Source organism: Streptomyces sp. CB03234 (assembly GCF_001905885.1).
Taxonomy (GTDB): domain Bacteria; phylum Actinomycetota; class Actinomycetes; order Streptomycetales; family Streptomycetaceae; genus Streptomyces.
In genome coordinates, this window is record NZ_LIYH01000004.1 from 56,316 (window position 1) to 73,483 (window position 17,168).

The 17,168-nt window shown below is 73.7% G+C and carries 16 protein-coding genes and 1 pseudogene; 11 read left to right on the forward strand and 6 right to left on the reverse strand.

Features of this window, described 5'->3' with window-relative positions; genetic code table 11:
* Positions 1-50 precede the first annotated feature (50 nt).
* Positions 51-716, forward strand: coding sequence for a DedA family protein (locus AMK26_RS17375; RefSeq protein WP_073755608.1), 666 nt, complete (start codon positions 51-53; stop codon positions 714-716).
* A gap of 401 nt (positions 717-1,117) precedes the next feature.
* Here the strand turns inward: AMK26_RS17375 and AMK26_RS17380 are convergent, their stop codons facing one another.
* A complete protein-coding gene (locus tag AMK26_RS17380; RefSeq protein WP_073755609.1) occupies positions 1,118-1,648 on the reverse strand; it encodes a gamma carbonic anhydrase family protein in 531 nt (176 codons plus the stop codon).
* Between the two features lie 130 nt (positions 1,649-1,778).
* Here AMK26_RS17380 and AMK26_RS17385 point away from each other — a divergent pair, with 130 nt between their 5' ends.
* Positions 1,779-2,516, forward strand: a complete 738-nt coding sequence (locus AMK26_RS17385; protein WP_073755610.1) for an acyltransferase — start codon at positions 1,779-1,781, stop codon at positions 2,514-2,516.
* On the opposite strand, the pseudogene AMK26_RS17390 reads toward AMK26_RS17385, so the two are convergent.
* Positions 2,517-3,146, reverse strand: a pseudogene (locus tag AMK26_RS17390) (EamA family transporter); the annotation flags it as partial.
* A gap of 12 nt (positions 3,147-3,158) precedes the next feature.
* On the opposite strand from AMK26_RS17390, the gene AMK26_RS17395 reads away from it, so the two are divergent.
* Entirely contained in the window at positions 3,159-3,731 is a 573-nt protein-coding gene (locus AMK26_RS17395) for a helix-turn-helix domain-containing protein (protein WP_073755611.1), read from the forward strand.
* A 43-nt stretch (positions 3,732-3,774) separates the two neighbouring features.
* Positions 3,775-4,338, forward strand: a complete 564-nt coding sequence (locus AMK26_RS17400) for a YbaK/EbsC family protein (protein WP_073755612.1) — start codon at positions 3,775-3,777, stop codon at positions 4,336-4,338.
* Here AMK26_RS17400 and AMK26_RS17405 read toward each other — a convergent pair.
* Entirely contained in the window at positions 4,325-4,744 is a 420-nt protein-coding gene (locus tag AMK26_RS17405; RefSeq protein ID WP_073755613.1) for a CoA-binding protein, read from the reverse strand. The genes AMK26_RS17400 and AMK26_RS17405 overlap by 14 nt on opposite strands.
* Positions 4,745-4,808: 64 nt before the next feature.
* On the opposite strand from AMK26_RS17405, the gene AMK26_RS17410 reads away from it, so the two are divergent.
* From AMK26_RS17410 to AMK26_RS17435, 6 genes are all read left to right on the forward strand, one after another.
* Positions 4,809-5,435, forward strand: a complete 627-nt coding sequence (locus AMK26_RS17410; protein WP_073755614.1) for a YigZ family protein — start codon at positions 4,809-4,811, stop codon at positions 5,433-5,435.
* Positions 5,436-5,564: 129 nt separating this feature from the next.
* Positions 5,565-5,930: a J domain-containing protein gene (locus AMK26_RS17415; protein WP_073755615.1), complete on the forward strand. Its 366-nt coding sequence runs from the start codon at positions 5,565-5,567 to the stop codon at positions 5,928-5,930.
* A 10-nt stretch (positions 5,931-5,940) separates the two neighbouring features.
* Positions 5,941-7,860 (forward strand): molecular chaperone DnaK, encoded by a 1,920-nt coding sequence (gene dnaK, locus AMK26_RS17420; protein WP_073755616.1) that lies wholly within the window; start codon positions 5,941-5,943, stop codon positions 7,858-7,860.
* Positions 7,857-9,041, forward strand: coding sequence for a nucleotide exchange factor GrpE (gene grpE, locus AMK26_RS38550; protein WP_338015580.1), 1,185 nt, complete (start codon positions 7,857-7,859; stop codon positions 9,039-9,041). The genes dnaK and grpE overlap by 4 nt, the downstream gene beginning before the upstream one ends.
* A gap of 106 nt (positions 9,042-9,147) precedes the next feature.
* On the forward strand, positions 9,148-10,314 hold the full coding sequence (locus AMK26_RS17430) for an exonuclease SbcCD subunit D (protein WP_073755617.1): 1,167 nt from the start codon (positions 9,148-9,150) through the stop codon (positions 10,312-10,314).
* Positions 10,311-13,688 (forward strand): AAA family ATPase, encoded by a 3,378-nt coding sequence (locus AMK26_RS17435; RefSeq protein ID WP_073755618.1) that lies wholly within the window; start codon positions 10,311-10,313, stop codon positions 13,686-13,688. The genes AMK26_RS17430 and AMK26_RS17435 overlap by 4 nt, the downstream gene beginning before the upstream one ends.
* Here AMK26_RS17435 and AMK26_RS17440 read toward each other — a convergent pair.
* Positions 13,678-14,124: an Lrp/AsnC family transcriptional regulator gene (locus AMK26_RS17440; RefSeq protein WP_073755619.1), complete on the reverse strand. Its 447-nt coding sequence runs from the start codon at positions 14,122-14,124 to the stop codon at positions 13,678-13,680. The genes AMK26_RS17435 and AMK26_RS17440 overlap by 11 nt on opposite strands.
* A gap of 95 nt (positions 14,125-14,219) precedes the next feature.
* Between AMK26_RS17440 and AMK26_RS17445 the strand changes: the two genes are divergently transcribed.
* Positions 14,220-14,717 (forward strand): rhodanese-like domain-containing protein, encoded by a 498-nt coding sequence (locus tag AMK26_RS17445; protein WP_198944097.1) that lies wholly within the window; start codon positions 14,220-14,222, stop codon positions 14,715-14,717.
* Positions 14,718-14,852: 135 nt separating this feature from the next.
* On the opposite strand, the gene AMK26_RS17450 is transcribed toward AMK26_RS17445, so the two are convergent.
* Positions 14,853-16,574, reverse strand: coding sequence for a DUF885 domain-containing protein (locus AMK26_RS17450; RefSeq protein WP_073755620.1), 1,722 nt, complete (start codon positions 16,572-16,574; stop codon positions 14,853-14,855).
* Positions 16,575-16,611: 37 nt separating this feature from the next.
* The gene (locus AMK26_RS17455; RefSeq protein ID WP_073755621.1) at positions 16,612-17,118 is read right to left on the reverse strand and encodes an Lrp/AsnC family transcriptional regulator; all 507 of its coding nucleotides are present in this window, start codon (positions 17,116-17,118) and stop codon (positions 16,612-16,614) included.
* Between the last annotated feature and the right edge of the window lie 50 nt (positions 17,119-17,168).

A 17,168-nucleotide genomic window follows, 5' to 3' on the forward strand; every position in this document is an offset into this window, starting at 1 on the left:
GCGTGCGCCGGGCAGCACGGCAGCACGGAACGACGACGGAGGAACCGGCTTTGCACGTCCAGGAGTGGCTCGAGACCGTTCCCGCGGTCAGCATCTACATCCTGGTGGGGGTGGTGATCGGGCTCGAAAGCCTCGGCATCCCGCTGCCGGGCGAGATCGTCCTCGTCAGCTCGGCACTGCTCGCCTCCCAGCACGGCGACATCAACCCGTACGTCCTGGGCGCCTGCGCCACGGCCGGCGCGATCATCGGCGACTCGATCGGCTACGCCATCGGCCGCAAGGGCGGCCGGCCACTGCTCGCCTGGCTCGGCGGCAAATTCCCCAAGCACTTCGGTGAAGCCAACATCGCCATGGCGGAACGGTCCTTCGAGAAGTGGGGCATGTGGGCCGTCTTCTTCGGCCGTTTCGTGGCCCTGCTGCGAATCTTCGCCGGGCCGCTCGCGGGCGTGCTGCGGATGCCGTACTGGAAGTTCGCCATCGCCAACGTCTTCGGCGGCATCCTGTGGGCGGGCGGCACCACGGCCGTCATCTACTCCGTCGGCGTGGTGGCGGAGGCGTGGCTGAAGCGCTTCTCCTGGCTGGGGCTCGTCCTCGCGGTCCTGGTGGGCCTGACGTCGATGCTGGTCCTGAAGAGCCGAGCCAAGAAGGCAGCGGCGCAGGCCGAGGCCCGAGCCGCCGACCCTGTCCCCGAACCGGTCGGCGCCACGGCGAACTGACGGCGCCCCGCCTTCCGGGCCGGGACCCGTCACCAGGGCGCTGCCCACCGTGGCGGCACCGGTGCACCGGTGCACCGCGGCAACGGCGCGGAGGGGCCGTGCAGGGTCGCCCCCCGCTGGGGGTCCCCCCCCACGCCCGCCGCCTCCGGGCGGCCCGGCGAGGCAGCGCTTTCGCAGGCGTCCGGCCTTCGGGGCCGCGCCCGGCCTTCCGGGCAGTACCCGGCTTTCGGGGCCGCACCGGCCTTCCGGGCAGCACCCGATCTCCAGGGCCGCGTCCGGCCTTCCGGGCCGTACCCGATCTCCAGGGCCGCACCCTGCCTTCCGGGCCGTACCCCGCCTTCGCCGGCGCTCCCGCCTTCGCGGACGTACCCGACCGGCGGTGGAACCGCCCGGGCCGGCCGTCAGGCCTTGTGGGCCTCGCCGTGGGCACGGGCGAGCTCCAGGTACATCGCCGCGTTGAGCTTGATGCCCTCCCGCTCCTCGTCCGTCAGCTCCCGCTTCACCTTGGCCGGCACGCCCGCGACCAGGGAGCCCGGCGGGACGCGCATGCCCTGCGGTACGAGCGCCTGCGCGGCGATCAGCGAGCCGGCGCCGATGTGGGCGCCGTTGAGGACCGTGGCGCCCATGCCGACCAGGACGTCGTCCTCGACCGTGCAGCCGTGCAGGACCGCGTTGTGGCCGACCGAGACGCGCTCGCCGACGGTGACGGGAAAGCCGGGGTCGACGTGCACGGTGCAGTTGTCCTGCACATTGGAGTCGGCGCCCAGGACGATCGGGCCGCAGTCGGCGCGCAGCACGGCGTGGTACCAGACGCTCGACCCGGCCGCCATCGTCACCTCGCCGACCACCACGGAGGTGGGCGCGGCGAAGGCGTCCGGATGTACGTCGGGCTCCTTGCCGGCCACTCCGGTGATCAACGGCCGCTCTGTCATCGTCTGCTCCTCGGTTCGCACGTCGCGCCACGGGGAACGTTAAGCGACGCCTTCCCGGGCGGCGACGGTGGGGCGAACATCACAGCGCGCGGCGCCGGACGGGCGAGATCCGGGCGACTACCGTGTCCGGGTGCCGAAGAACAGAAACACGTTCTCATCCCTGGCCGCCTGGCGGCGCCGGGTCCTCAGCCGGGCCGTGCACGGCGGCTGGCGGTGGGTGCAGGAGGCGGGCGCCGTCACCGCCGAGCACCCTGGGCGGCTGCGCTTCCGCCGGCTCGGCCCCGGCACGCGGCTGGCCTTCCCGCAGGGCACCGTCTTCGGCGAGGAGTGGATCGAGCTGGGCGACCACTGCATCATCGCCGAGCAGGTGACGTTGACCGCCGGGATGATGCCCGGGCTCGACCTCGGGCCCGACCCGATCCTGACGCTCGGCAACGGGGTGGTCCTCGGGCGCGGCAGCCATGTCATCGCCGACGCGGCGGTGACCATCGGCTCGGACACCTTCTGCGGGCCGTACGTCTACATCACCTCGACCAACCACAGCTACGACGACCCCCACGAGCCCGTCGGCAGACAGTGGCCGCGCTCCGAACCGGTCGAGATAGGCCCGGGCTGCTGGCTCGGCACCGGCGCGGTGATCCTCCCCGGTGCCCGGCTCGGCCGCAATGTCGTGGTGGCCGCGGGCGCCGTCGTACGGGGCGAGGTGCCCGATCACGCGGTGGTGGCCGGGGCGCCGGCCCGCGTCGTACGGCGCTGGGACGCCGAGAACGGCTGGCAGCCCCCGCTGCGTACGCCCGCCCCCGTACCCCTCCCCGAGGGGATCACGCCCCAGCAGCTCCTCGCCCTGGCCCGGCTGGACGACGCCTGATCAACCGGACGCCAGGAGCACCGTGCCGACCAGCGCCAGACCCGCCCCGACCGCCTGCACCGCCCGCAGCCGCTCGTTGAGCACGCCCCGCGCGGCGAGCGCCGTCACCACCGGGTAGAGGCTGGCGAGCACGGCGGCCACGGTGACCGGACCGTTCTGCGCGGCGATCGAGTACGTGCCGTTTGCCGCGACGTCCGCGAGGCCGACGAAGGCGAGCGCGGGCAGCGACCCCCGCACGACGCGCATCCCGCCGTCCTCCGGCAGTGCCCGCCCGCCCCGCTTCACCGAGACCCACAGCGCCGCACCGCCCACCGCGACGTTGGTGACGCGCTGCACGAACAGCGCGAGGAACAGCCCGGTGAGCGTGGTGGACGCCTCCGCGATCAGGGCCATCACCGAGCCGAAGCCGAACGCCGCGACGAGCGTCAGCAGTACTGCCTGCCGCTGTACGGGTGCCCCGCGCAGCTCCGGTCCGCCCGCCAGGACCACACCCGCGACGGCCACGCCGATACCCGCGAACTGGAGCAGCCCCGGCCGGTCGCCGACCAGCAGGCCCACCGACACGGGCACGACGACGCCGAGCGAGCCGAGCGGCGAGACCACGCCCATCGGGCCGAGGGCGAGGGCCTGATTGGACGGAATGTGTCGGACCTCGACCAGCTCACGCAGTCGCTCGCCCGCAACCTCAAGCGCTGGCGCGGCGAACGCGGCTTCACGCTCGACGCGCTCGCGGCCCGCGCGGGCGTCAGCCGCGGCATGATCATCCAGATCGAGCAGGCCCGTACGAACCCCAGCGTCGGCACCACCGTGAAGCTCGCCGACGCGCTGGGCGTCTCCATCACCACGCTCCTCGACTACGAGCAGGGCTCCCACGTACGGCTCGTACCGCGGGAGCAGGCGGTACGGATGTGGTCGACGGACAAGGGCAGCCACACCACCCTGCTGGTCGGCACCGAGGCGCGCGGCCCGCTGGAGCTGTGGTCCTGGACACTGATGCCCGGCGACGTCAGCGCCTCCGACCCGCACCCGGACGGCACCACCGAGCTGCTCCACGTCACGGCGGGAGAACTCACCCTGGTCGTCGACGGCGTGAACCACCAGGTACCGGCCGGCACCTCCGCCGTCTTCGAGTCCAACGTCCCGCACGCCTACCGCAACGACGGCGAGGAACCGGTCGGGATGACCATGGCGGTCTCCATCCCGCCCGTACGCTGAGACACCCAACCGCCCCCCGCCGGGCCGCTGTTAGCGTGCGCGCATGCGCGCACCCATCGGAGACTTCGACAACGCCCGCCCCGTCCCCGACTGCCTCGACCAGCTCACCGCCCCCGTCGCCGAGGCCGTACGGGCCTGGCGGGGGACCGTGTCCGCCGATCAGATGCTGTACGTCGACACCGACCCGGCCATCGCCGACACCGCCGTCTTCGTCGAGCACCACGGCCGTGACCTGCTGGACGCCTCCGCCAACTGCGTCGTCGTCGCGGGAAAGCGCGGCGGCGAGACGTCCCTCGCGGCGTGCGTGGTCCTCTCCAGCACCCGCGTCGACGTCAACGGCGCCGTACGCAGGCAACTCGCCGCCCGCAAAGCGTCCTTCGCGCCCATGGACACGGCGACCGGCGAAACCGGCATGGAGTACGGGGGTATCACCCCGATCGGGCTGCCCGCCGGCTGGCCGCTGCTCGTCGACGCCGCGGTGGCCGACACCGAGTGGGTCCTGATCGGCAGCGGCCGGCGCCGGGGCAAGCTCATCGTGCCCGGCAAGACCTTCGCGGAGCTTCCGGGCGCGGTCGTCCTCGAAGGGCTCGGGGTCACGCCCGGCTGAGCCGCGGGATGTCGATGGCGGGGCAGCGGTCCATGACCATGTCGAGCCCCGCCGCCCGGGTCCTCTCGTACGCCGCCTCGTCGATCACCCCGAGCTGGAACCACACCGCCTTGGCACCCTTCGCCACCGCCTCATCCGCGATGGCCCCCGCCAGATGGCTGTTGACGAACACGTCCACGACGTCCACGGGGAAGGGGATGTCCGAGAGCGAGGCGTACCCCTGCTCCCCGTGGACGGTCTCCGCCTTGGGATGCACCGGAACGACGCGCTTGCCGAAGCGCTGGAGGACGGCGGCCACGCCGTACGCCGCCCGCGACCGGTTGGTGGACAGCCCCACCACCGCCCAGGTGTCCCCCGACTCGGTGAGGATCTTGCGGATGGTGTCCCATTCCGTCTCGCTGGGCACGGTCTGCCTCCTGCGCGTGAGGTCGTCGTCTCTTCCCCCGCCACGGTACGCATAGGGTGACGGGATGCAGGAGCAGTACCGGACGGTCGCCCGCGCGGGCGTGCACGAGACCGAGATCAACCGATCGCGCTTCATCTGCGCCCTCGCGCCCGCCGCGACCGAACAGGAGGCGCAGGACTTCGTCGCACGCGTGCGCAAGGAGCACCCCACCGCCAGCCACAACTGCTTCGCGTACGTCATCGGCGCCGACGCCGCCGTACAGAAGGCGAGCGACGACGGCGAACCGGGCGGCACGGCCGGCGTCCCCATGCTCCAGATGCTCATGCGCCGCGACGTCCGGTACGCCGCCGCCGTCGTCACCCGCTATTACGGCGGCGTGAAACTCGGCGCGGGCGGGCTCATCCGCGCGTACGGAGGTGTGGTCGGCGAGGCGCTGGACGCGCTCGGCACCCTCACCCGGCGGCGGTTCCGGCTCGCCACCGTCACCGTCGACCACCAGCGGGCGGGCAAGCTGGAGAACGACCTGCGGGCGACCGGGCGGGCGGTGCGTGACGTGCGGTACGCCGAGGCCGTCACCATCGAGGTCGGCCTGCCGGACGCCGACGTCGAAGCCTTCCGTGCCTGGCTCGCCGACGCGACGGCCGGGACCGCGGGGCTGGAACTCGGCGGAGAGGCGTACGGGGACGCCTGACACGGATACACGGATACACGGATACACGGATAACGCGCATAACGCGTATAACGCGGGAAACCAGGGCGCCTTGACACGCGCCTGGCGACGTTCTATGCACATTCTGAGGACGTCAGTGAGGTGAGAACCGTGGCGCGCCCGGACCACTACGCCGTACTCGGGGTGGAGCCGATGGCTTCGGCCGAACAGATCGCCTCCGCCTACCGGAGGCACGTTCGCGCCCTGCACCCCGACGCCCACCCCGACCGGTGCGACGCGGAGCGGTCGGCCGCCCGTGAGCGACTGGACGACGTCGTGGCGGCCTACGGGACGCTGCGCGATCCGGACCGGCGTGCCGCGTACGACGAAGCCCGGCGGGCGCCTCGAGGTCCCGCGCGGCGCGTCCCGGCCGAGGACCTGCTCCGGGCAGGGCCGACCCGCGTGGAACCGGCGGAGCCATGGGCGCGGAGCCACCCCACGGTCCTGGACCTTCTGTGGGAGTGGACGGTGAGCTGAGGAGACGGCGATGGCACGCGCAGTGGGTATCGACCTCGGTACGACGAACTCGGTGGTCAGCGTTCTGGAGGGCGGCGAGCCCACGGTGATCACCAACACGGAGGGCGCGCGCACCACGCCTTCCGTGGTCGGCTTCGCGAAGAACGGGGACGTCCTGGTCGGCGAGGTCGCCAAGCGGCAGGCCGTGACCAACGTCGACCGCACGGTGCGGTCGGTGAAGCGGCACATGGGTGAGGCGGACTGGCGCTTCCCCGACCAGGGCGACATCGACGGCAAGCGGTACACGGCCCAGGAGATCTCCGCACGGGTGCTGCAGAAACTCAAGCGGGACGCGGAGGGCTACCTCGGTGAGGACGTGAAGGACGCCGTGATCACCGTGCCGGCGTACTTCAACGACTCCCAGCGCACGGCCACCAAGGAGGCCGGCGAGATCGCCGGCCTCAACGTGCTGCGGATCATCAACGAGCCGACGGCCGCCGCGCTCGCGTACGGCCTCGACAAGGAGAACGACCAGACGATCCTCGTCTTCGACCTCGGTGGCGGCACCTTCGACGTCTCGCTGCTGGAGATCGGCGAGGGCGTCGTCGAGGTCAAGGCGACCAACGGCGATACGCACCTGGGCGGCGACGACTGGGACCAGCGGATCGTCGACCACCTGGCGCAGCGGTTCAAGAGCGCGTACGGCATCGACCTGACCAAGGACAAGATGGCCACGCAGCGGCTCCGGGAGGCCGCCGAGAAGGCCAAGATCGAGCTGTCGGCGACGACGGAGACCACGATCGGCCTGCCGTACCTGAGCGCGTCGGCCGAGGGCCCGCTGCACCTGGACGAGAAGCTCACCCGCGCCCAGTTCCAGCAGATGACGGCCGACCTGCTGGAGCGGTGCAAGACCCCGTTCCACAACGCGGTCAAGGACGCCGGCATCAAGGTGTCCGACATCAACCACGTCATCCTGGTCGGCGGCTCGACCCGCATGCCCGCGGTGACCGAGCTGGTGAGGGAGCTGACCGGGAAGGATCCGCACAAGGGTGTGAACCCGGACGAGGTCGTCGCGATCGGCGCCTCGCTCCAGGCCGGTGTCCTCAAGGGCGAGGTCAAGGACGTCCTGCTGCTCGACGTCACCCCGCTGTCCCTCGGCATCGAGACCAAGGGCGGCATCATGACCAAGCTGATCGAGCGCAACACGACGATCCCGACGAAGCGCTCGGAGATCTTCACGACGGCGGAGGACAACCAGCCGTCGGTGCAGATCCAGGTCTACCAGGGCGAGCGCGAGATCGCGGCGTACAACAAGAAGCTCGGCATGTTCGAGCTGACGGGCCTGCCGCCGGCCCCGCGCGGCGTCCCGCAGATCGAGGTCGCCTTCGACATCGACGCCAACGGCATCATGCACGTCACGGCGAAGGACCTGGGCACGGGCCGCGAGCAGAAGATGACCGTCACCGGCGGCTCCGCCCTGCCGAAGGACAACATCGACCAGATGGTCCGGGACGCGGAACGCCACGCCGAGGAGGACCGGCGCCGGCGCGAGGCCGCCGAGACCCGCAACCAGGGCGAGCAGCTCGTCTACCAGACCGAGAGGTTCCTCAAGGACAACGAGGACAAGGTCCCGGGCGAGGTCAGGAGCGAGGTGGAGGGTGCCCTCGCCGAGCTGAAGGAGAAGCTGAAGGCCGAGGACACGGCGCAGATCCGAACCGCCACGGAGAAGGTCGCGGCCGTCTCCCAGAAGCTCGGCCAGGCCATGTACGCGGACGCCCAGGCCGCGGGCGGGACCGCCGGTGCGGGTGCCGGTGCGGGTGCCGGTGCCGGTGCCGGTGCCGGTTCCGGTCCCGGTCCCGGGGAGGGGACGAAGGGCGCCGCCGCCGACGACGAGGTCGTGGACGCGGAGATCGTCGACGACGACCGGCAGCAGCAGGGAGGCGGAGGATGAGGCAGGGCAGGCGCAGGCTGACCACGGTGAGCGGCCGCCCCGACCCGCCCCCGATGCTCGCCCCGGCCACCCCCACCCCGTCGCGCCGGGACCCGGACCTCTCCGGGGCCACTCCGCCGGCCCCGCCGCACGGCCCCGAGCACGCCACCGGCACTGACCGGGACGACCACACCGAGTGGCAGGACCGTGCCGGCCGGTCGTACGGGGCCGAGGGCGCCGACCGCGCCGGGCGCCGCGAGCGCGCCGACGGGGCCGGCCTTGCCGGGCGCGTGGACCGTGCCGAGCGCCGCGACGGGGCCGACGTGGGCGACCGCGTCGAGCGCCGTGGGCGCGCCGATGGGGCCGACGGCGCGGAGCGCTCGGACCGTGCCGAGCACCATGACGGCGACGGCGGGGCGGACCGTGTCGGGCTCCGCGAGCGCGCCGGCGGGCCGGACCGTGTCGGTGGCGCCGGACGCGCCGACAGCCCTGAGCGCACGGACGGGGCGGCGCGCCCCGAGCGTGCCGACGGGGTGGACCACCGCGGCCCCGTTGGCCGCTCTGGCCCCACTGGCTCCGTTGGCCCCGCCGCCCGCGTCGGGCACGCCGGACGCCCCGGCGGCCGTGAGCACCGGGACGACCCCGGTGGCACCGGTGGCACCGGTGGCGCCGACCGCGCTGACTGCGCTGACTGCGCCGACCGCGTCGAGCGCCACGAGCGGGCCGGGTGCGAGTGGCCGCCCCGGTCGGCGGCGCCGCCTCCGGGGGCGGCCGCGCTCGCCGTGGCGCTGGCCGAGCGCACCGCCGACCTGCAGCGGCTGAAGGCGGAGTACGACAACTACCGGAGCCGGGTGCACCGCGACCGCCTCGCGGTGCGTGAGGCGGCCGTGGGGAACGTGCTGCGCCGGTTCCTGCCGGTGCTGGACGCCATCGCGGAGGCGGCCAGGCAGGGCGAGCTCACGGGCGGGTTCCAGCGCGTCGCCCTGGCCCTGGACAGTGAGCTCGCGGCCCTCGGCCTCGGGGCCTTCGGCGCGGTCGGCGACCCGTTCGACCCGCGCGTCCACCAGGCCGTCGCGTACCACCGCTCCGCCCTGGTCGCGCGTGCCGTGTGCAGCGAGATCGTGCGTCCCGGATACCGCGTCGGCGACCAGCTCCTCCGCCCCGCCGAGGTGATCGTCACCGGGCCGCCGAGCACCGGGTGATCACGGGTTCGTCGGACGTTGTCAGTCCCCGATGGCAGACTGTGGCGCGTGAGGAAACAGGTGCCGGGGGCGGAGGAGCGGTGAACATGCGGGTCGGAGCGGCATCTTGAGAATGCTGCACACATCGGACTGGCATCTGGGGCGGTCGTTCCACCGAGTGAGCCTGCTCGACGCCCAGGCCGCGTTCCTCGACCACCTCGTGGCGACGGTCCGTGCGCACGACGTGGACGTGGTGCTGGTCGCGGGGGACATCTACGACCGCGCGGTGCCGCCGCTGCCCGCCGTGGAGCTGTTCGACACCGCGCTGCACCGGCTCGCCGAGGCCGGCGTACCCACCGTGATGATCTCCGGCAACCACGACTCGGGCCGCCGGCTCGGCGTCGGCGCCGGGCTCATCGAGCGGGCCGGGATACACCTGCGGACCGACCCCAGCGGCGTCGGCACCCCCGTCCTGCTCGCCGACGCACACGGCAACGTGGCGTTCTACGGCCTGCCGTACCTGGAACCCGCTCTCGTACGCGAGCAGTTCGGCGCGAAGAAGGCGGGCCACGAGGCCGTCCTGACGGCCGCCATGGAGCGGGTTCGCGCCGACCTCGCCGGGCGCGCCCCCGGCACCCGTTCCGTCGTCCTCGCCCACGCCTTCGTCGCGGGCGGCGCGCCGAGCGACAGCGAGCGTGACATCACCGTCGGCGGCGTGGCCGCCGTCCCGGCCGGGGTCTTCGACGGCGTCGACTACGTCGCGCTCGGGCACCTGCACGGCAGCCAGGCCCTCACCGACCGGGTCCGGTACTCGGGCTCGCCCCTCGCGTACTCCTTCTCCGAGGCCGACCACCGCAAGACGATGTGGCTCGTCGACCTGGCGGGCGACGGGACGGTCCGCGCCGAGCGGATCGACTGCCCCGTGCCGCGCCGCCTCGCCCGTATCCGGGGGCGGCTCGACGACCTGCTCGCCGACCCCGCGCTGGACCGCCACGAGGACTCCTGGGTCGAGGCCACCCTCACCGACCCGGTGCGTCCCGCCGAGCCCATGGCCCGCCTCACCGAACGCTTCCCCCACACCCTCAGCCTCCTCTTCGCCCCCGAGCGGCCCGACGACGAGCCCCTCGCCTCGTACGCGCAGCGCCTGCGCGACCGCGACGACCAGCAGATCGCCGAGGACTTCGTCGCCCATGTACGCGGCGGGGCGGGCCCCGACGACCGGGAGCGCGCGGCGCTCCTGCGCGTCTTCGACGACGTACGGGTGGACATGGCGCGGCGTGAGGTGGCCGGGTGAGGCTCCACCGGCTCGACATCACCGGCTTCGGCCCCTTCGGCACCACCCAGACCGTCGACTTCGACGTGCTGTCCGAGGCCGGTCTCTTCCTCCTCCACGGCCCGACCGGCGCGGGCAAGACCTCCGTCCTCGACGCCGTCTGCTACGCCCTGTACGGGGCGGTGCCCGGCGCCCGCCAGAGCCCCGGGACCTCGCTGCGCAGCGACCACGCCCCGGCGGGCACGTACACGGAGGTCGTGCTCGACCTGACCGTGGCCGGGCGGAGGCTGGAGATCACCCGGCGGCCCGCGCAGCCGCGCCCCAAGAAGCGGGGTGGCGGTTTCACCACCGAGAAGGCCCAGTCGTGGCTGCGGGAGTACGACCCGCAGAGCGGTTCCTGGAAGGGGCTCAGCCGCTCCCACCAGGAGATCGGCGAGGAGGTCACCCAGCTGCTCGGCATGAGCAGGGAGCAGTTCTGCCAGGTGGTGCTGTTGCCGCAGGGGGACTTCGCGCGGTTCCTGCGCGCCGACGCCGAGGCACGCGGCAAGCTCCTCGGCCGGCTCTTCGACACCCGGCGCTTCGCCGCCGTCGAGGAGCGTCTCGCGGAGCTGCGGCGCGCCGCCGAGCAGCAGGTGAAGGACGGCGACGAACGGCTCCTCGCCCTCGCCCACCGGATGGCCCAGGCGGCGGGCGGCGCCGCCGACGGCTGGCCCGCCCCGGAGGCGAAGCCCGGCGACCCGGGACTCGCCGGATCCGTCCTGGCCTGGGCGGCCGTGGCGCGGTCGGGTGCCCGCGAGGCGCTGGACGTCGCCGAATCGGCGCTCCTCGCCGCCGACAGCCGGCGGGCCGCCGCGCGCCGCGCCCTCGACGAGGAGCGGGAGCTGGCCGCGCGGCAGCAGCGGTACGGGGACGCCCGGCGGCGCGGCGCCGAGCTGGACGCCCGGCGGGGCGAGCGTGACGGGTGGCAGGCCCGGCTGGAGCGGGCCCGCAAGGCGGAGCGGGTGGCCGGGCCGCTGAGCCAGCGCGACGACGTGGAGCGGGAGCACCGTGCGGCGCGTGAGGCCCACGAGCGGGCGGCGGCCGGTCTGCCGCCGGACCTCGCCGACGCGGGCGCCGAGCACCTGACCGCGCTGGCGGGGCAGTTGAGGGAGGATCTCGGCGGCCTGGACACCGCCCGGCGGGCCGAGCGGCGCGCCGCCGAGCTCGCCCGCGAGCGCGGCGAACTGGACCGGCAGGACCGCGCCGACGAGGAGACCCTGCAGGACGCGGCCGTGTGGCTGGCCGGCTGGGACACCACCCGCCGGGACCTCCAGGGCCGGGTGGAGGCCGCCCAGGAGGCGGCGACCCGCGCCGAACACCTCGCGGGCCGCCTCGACCACGCCCGCCGCCGGCTGGCCGCCGCCCGCCGCCGCGACGCGCTGGTACGGGACGTGACGGCCGCCGCGTCCCGCCTGACGGCCGCGCGGGAGCACGCCAACGCGGCCCACGAGACGTGGCTGGACCTGCGCGAACGCCGCCTGCGCGGGATCGCCGCCGAACTCGCGGCCGGGCTCGTGGACGGCGAACCGTGCGCGGTCTGCGGCTCCGCCGACCACCCGGCCCCCGCCCGCGCCGACGCCGACCACGTCGACCGCACGACGGAGGACGCGGCGTACGAGGCCCACGCCCGCGCCGACGAGGCCCGCTCGGCCGCCGAACGTGGACTCGCCGTCACGGAGGAGGCCTTGACGGCCGCCCGCGCGGAAGTCGCCGACCTGGGCGCCCCGCAGCACGGCGACGGTCTTCCGGGCGGTGCCGCCCCGGGCCGCCAGGGTCCGGCGGTGGACGCGGTCGTCGGCGACGGCCAGGCCGCGCCCGGGCCCGTCGGACCACGGGCGGCGGGTGTGGACGGTGCCGCCGCACCCACTGACGGGGCCCCTGGCGCGGGCCGGCCGGCTGCCGCCCGGCAGCGCGGCGGTGCCGCTCCGGCGGGTCACACCCCGAGCCGCGACGGGGCCCCCGACGACGACGGTGTGACGGCCGCGGCCGATGCCGGCGCCCTCGGACGCGCCCGCGTGGCAGCCGCCGCCTGCGCCGCTGCCCTGCAGCGCGACGGGGTGACCCACCGCGGCGTGAGCGGCGAGCAGCCGACCGTCGAGGAACTCGCCGCCGAGGTCGCGTGGTTGCAACGCGAGTACGACCAGGCCCGAGCGGTGGCCGCGGGGATGCACGCGGCGCGGGAGGCGCTCGAGCACGCCGAGCGGGAGTACCAGCGGCGGGTGGAGGTGCGGCAGCAGGTCGAGCGCCGGGCCGCCGCGCGGACGTCGCAGCGGGAGGCGCTCGACCGGGAGCAGGCGGTCGTCGACGCGGAGCTCGCCCGTGTGCCGGGCGGCGCCGTGGCCGAGCACGCCGCGTTCCTGGAGCACCGGATCGCCCGCCTCGCCGAGGCCGCCGGCACCGTACGTACCGTCGAGGACACCTCCCGGCGCCTCAAGGAGGCCGACGACCGGCTCGCCGACGCCGCGTTCCGGGCCGGGTTCGACACGCCTGCCGCCGCGGCCGCCGCGCTGCTCGACGACGTGACGCAGCGCGACCTCCAGCGGCGGCTGGACGCCTGGCAGGCCGAGGCCGCGGCCGTCGCCGACCGGCTCGCCGAGCCGGAGACGCGGGCCGCGGCCGAGCGCCCGCCCGCCGACCCGCACGGTGCCGAGGCCGCCCACGCCGCCGCCGACCGCGCCGCCCGCGACGCGGACTCCGCCCTCGCCGCCCACCGCGAGCGGTGCGCCGAACTGGACCGGCTGTCCCGGCAGGTGGCCACCGAGGTGCGGCGCCTGGGGCCGCTGCGCGAGGAGTACGAGCGGGTGGCCCGGCTGGCCGGGCTGACCGCCGGTACGTCCGCCGAGAACGAGCGCAAGATGCGGCTGGAGTCCTATGTCCTCGCGGCCCGGCTCGAACAGGTCGCGGCCGCCGCCACCGCCCGCCTCCAGCGCATGTCGTCCGGCCGTTACACCCTCGTCCACTCCGACGCCCGGGCCGGCGCCAAACGGGCGGGCCTCGGTCTGCACGTCGTCGACGCCTGGACGGGCAGCGAGCGCGACACGGCCACGCTCTCCGGCGGCGAGACGTTCTTCGCGTCGCTCGCGCTGGCGCTGGGCCTCGCCGACGTCGTCACCGACGAGGCCGGTGGCGTACGGCTCGACACGCTTTTCATCGACGAGGGCTTCGGCAGCCTCGACGACCAGACCCTCGACGAGGTGCTGGACGTCCTGGACTCCCTCCGTGAACGGGACCGCAGCGTCGGCATCGTCAGCCACGTCGCCGACCTGCGCCGCCGCGTCCCCACCCAGCTGGAGGTCGTCAAGGAACGCGGCGGTTCGGCCGTGAAGCTGCGCGCCGGGGGAGGGTTCAGCGGCTGATCGCGCGGCGCGGCAGCGGCGACGAGTAGACGACGCTCGTGGTGACCGCGCCCAGCACGGCGACCTTCCCGGAGATCTCCTCCAGGTGCCCCATCGAACGGGCGGCGACCTTCAGCACGAAGCAGTCGTCGCCCGTCACATGGTGCGCCTCCAGGATCTCCGGAGTGGTGTCCAGCATGTCGTGGAACGGTTTGTAATTGCCGTTCGGATAGCGCAGCCGTACGAAGGCGAGGATCGGAAGCCCGAGCCGTTCCTGGTCGACGACCGCCGTGTAGCCGGCGATCACGCCGGCCTCCTCCAGCCTGCGGACCCGCTCGGTGACGGCGCTCGCGGACATGGAGACGGTACGGGCCAGTTCGGCGAAGGTGGCCCGGCCCTGGTCCTGGAGCGCCGCGAGGATGCGCCAATCGGTGGCGTCCGGTGAATATCCGGTCATGGACGAGGAATAGCAGGGGAATCCCCGGCCGAACAAGACAACCACCGGGAATCGTCACTTCACTGAGATGATCAACGACCCGTAGATTTCTGGCCATGACGACGACACCGATCACCAGCGCCCCTGCCGCCGCCAACGCCGTTCTGCGCGTCCCTCCGGCCTCGCCGGCCGCGGCCGCCGCGTACTTCTCGGCGAGCCTCGCCTTCCACGCGGATGTCTCCGACGTCGCCTCCGCGCTCGCCGCCGGCGGTGACCCGGGGTTCGTCGTCCTCGACTCGCGGTCGACGGAGTCCTGGGACCAGGGCCACATCCCGGGTGCGGTCCACCTGCCGACGGCGCTCATCCGCGAGCAGGCGGAGCAGCTGCTGGACAAGTCGGTGCCGGTCGTCACGTACTGCTGGGGCCCGGGCTGCAACGGCGCCACGCGCGCCGCCCTGGCCCTCGCCGAACTCGGCTACCAGGTCAAGGAGATGCTCGGCGGCTTCGAGTACTGGGCGCGTGAGGGTTTCGCGTACGACACCTGGGAGGGCGTCCGCAAGCGCGACGCCGACCCGCTGACGGCCCCGATCGACGCGGCCGACTGCGGCTGCTGACCTTCGCAGCCGCGCCCCGTCCCGGCCGCGCCCCGTCCCGGCCGCGCCCCGTCCCGGCCGCGCCCGGGACCGGACGCGGCCCGTGCCGGACCGGGCCGGCACCGTCACCGGGGCCGTGGGCGGGCGACGTCGCTGTCACAGCTGGGCCAGTTCCTCCACCAGGTCGTCCAGGCCCAGCGGGCCCTGGGACAGCGCGGCCATGTGCCACTTCTTGGCGTCGAACGCGGCGCCGTGCGCCTGGCGGGCCTTTTCCCGGCCCTCCAACCAGGCACGCTCGCCGAGCTTGTAGCCGATCGCCTGCCCGGGCATCGACAGGTAGCGGGTCAGCTCGCTCTCGACGAACGCCGGCGGGCGGCTGGTGTGCATCTGGAAGAACTCCTGCGCCAGCTCCGGCGTCCACCGCTCGCCCGGCCGGAACGGCGAGTCCGCCGGGATGCCGAGCCCGAGGTGCATGCCGATGTCCACGATCACCCGGCAGGCCCGCATCATCTGGCAGTCCAGGTAGCCGAGGCGCCGCTCCGGGTCGGGCAGGAACCCCAGCTCGTCCATGAGCCGTTCCGCGTACAGCGCCCAGCCCTCCGCGTTGGCGCTCACCAGGCCGATCGTCGCCTGGTAGCGGGACAGCCGGTCGGCGACGTGCGCCCATTGCGCGAGCTGGAGGTGATGGCCGGGCACGCCCTCGTGGTACCACGTCGACACCAGGTCGTAGACGGGGAACCGTGTCTCGCCGTCGACCGGCAGCCAGGTGCGGCCCGGGCGCGAGAAGTCCTCGGACGGACCGGTGTAGTACGGGGCGGCGGCACCGCCCGGCGGGGCGATCCGCGACTCCACCTTCCGTACCCGCTCGGCGAGTTCGAAGTGCGTGCCGTCCAGCGCCTCGATCGCCTCGTCCATCAGGGCCTGGAGCCAGACCCGTACCTCCTCGACGCCCTCGATGTGGGTGCCGTGCTCGTCGAGGTGGGCCAGCGCCTCCCATGGCCCGGCGCCCGGCAGGATCTTCTCCGCCTCGGCCTTCATCTCGGCGAGCAGCCGGTGGTATTCGCCCCAGCCGTACGCGTACGCCTCGTCCAGGTCGCAGTCGCTGCCGTTGAAGTAGCGCGACCAGCGGGCGTACCGCTCGCGGCCCACCGTGTCGGGCGCACCCTTCACGGCCGGTGCGTACACCTCCCGCATCCAGTCCCGCAGGGCGGCCAGCGCCCGGGTGGCACCACCCGCCGCCGCGTCCAGCTCCGGGCGCAGCCGGGCCGGGGCGGGCGCCACGAACTCCTCGAACCAGCCGCGTACCGTCCCGTCGTTGCCGGCCCCGTCGCTGCCCGCCCCGTCGTCGCCCGTCCACTCGGTGAGCTGCTCGATGAACGTGGCCGTCGCCCGAGGTCCACCCAGCAGGCCACGCTCCAGGCCCAGTTCGAGCGACTCGCGGTAGCCGGCCAGCGCGGCCGGCACCGCCCGCAGCCGTTCGGCGACCGCCGCCCAGTCGTCGTCGGTCTCGGTGGGCATCACGGTGAAGACGATGCGTACGCTGTGCGCCGGGGAGCGCATGTTGCTGACCGTGCACAGCCCCTCGCCGGCCTCGTGCACGGCCAGTTCGGCCGTGAGGCGCTCCCGCAGGAGCCGTCCGCAGCGGCGCTCGGCGTCGCTGCGGGCACCGGGCAGGCGCTCGGCCTCGTCGAGCCGGGTGAGCGTTTCACGGGCCAGTGCGGCGATCTCTTCCTGACCGGCGGGCGAGAAGTCCGGAAGCAGTCCGGCGCTCTTCTGGACACCCAGGTAGGTACCGGTGATCGGGTCGAGTTCGATGAGCGCGTCGACGTAGGCGTCCGCGACGGTGCGGGGAAGCGCGCTGCTGGAGATCTCTGGCATGAGGCCATCCTGGTATGCCAGGGCTTCGCCGTCATCCTCATCCGTCACGGTCGGCTGACAAATGAGCGGGCGCGCCGGGCGGCAGCAGCGGCCCGCACTCCCACTGCTGGAAGATCAGCCGGGTCTCCACGCGGGCGACCTCCCGCTGCGAGGTGAACTCGTCCAGGACGAGACGTTGCAGGTCGGAGGGGTCCGACACTGCCACATGCACCAGATAGTCATCAGGACCGGTCAGGTGGAACAGGGCCCGCGACTCCGGCAGGGCGCGGATCCGGTCGACGAACGGGCCGATCAGCTCCCGGCGGTGCGGGCGCACCTGGACCAGGAGCAGCGCCTCCAGGCCCCGGCCGATTTTGGCCGGATCGAGTCGCAGCCGGTTTCCCAGGATGATGCCCGTGCGGCGCAGCCGCGCCACCCGGTCCAGGCAGGTGGAGGGCGCGACCCCGACCTCGGCGGCGAGCTCGCGGTAGGTGGTCCGGGCGTCGTTCTGCAAAAGGCGAAGTATGTGCAGATCGACCGTGTCCAGGACGACAGAATCGGTCATTCATCGAACGTAACACGGCGATCTTCGGCTACCTCCCGGTATCTGTTCAC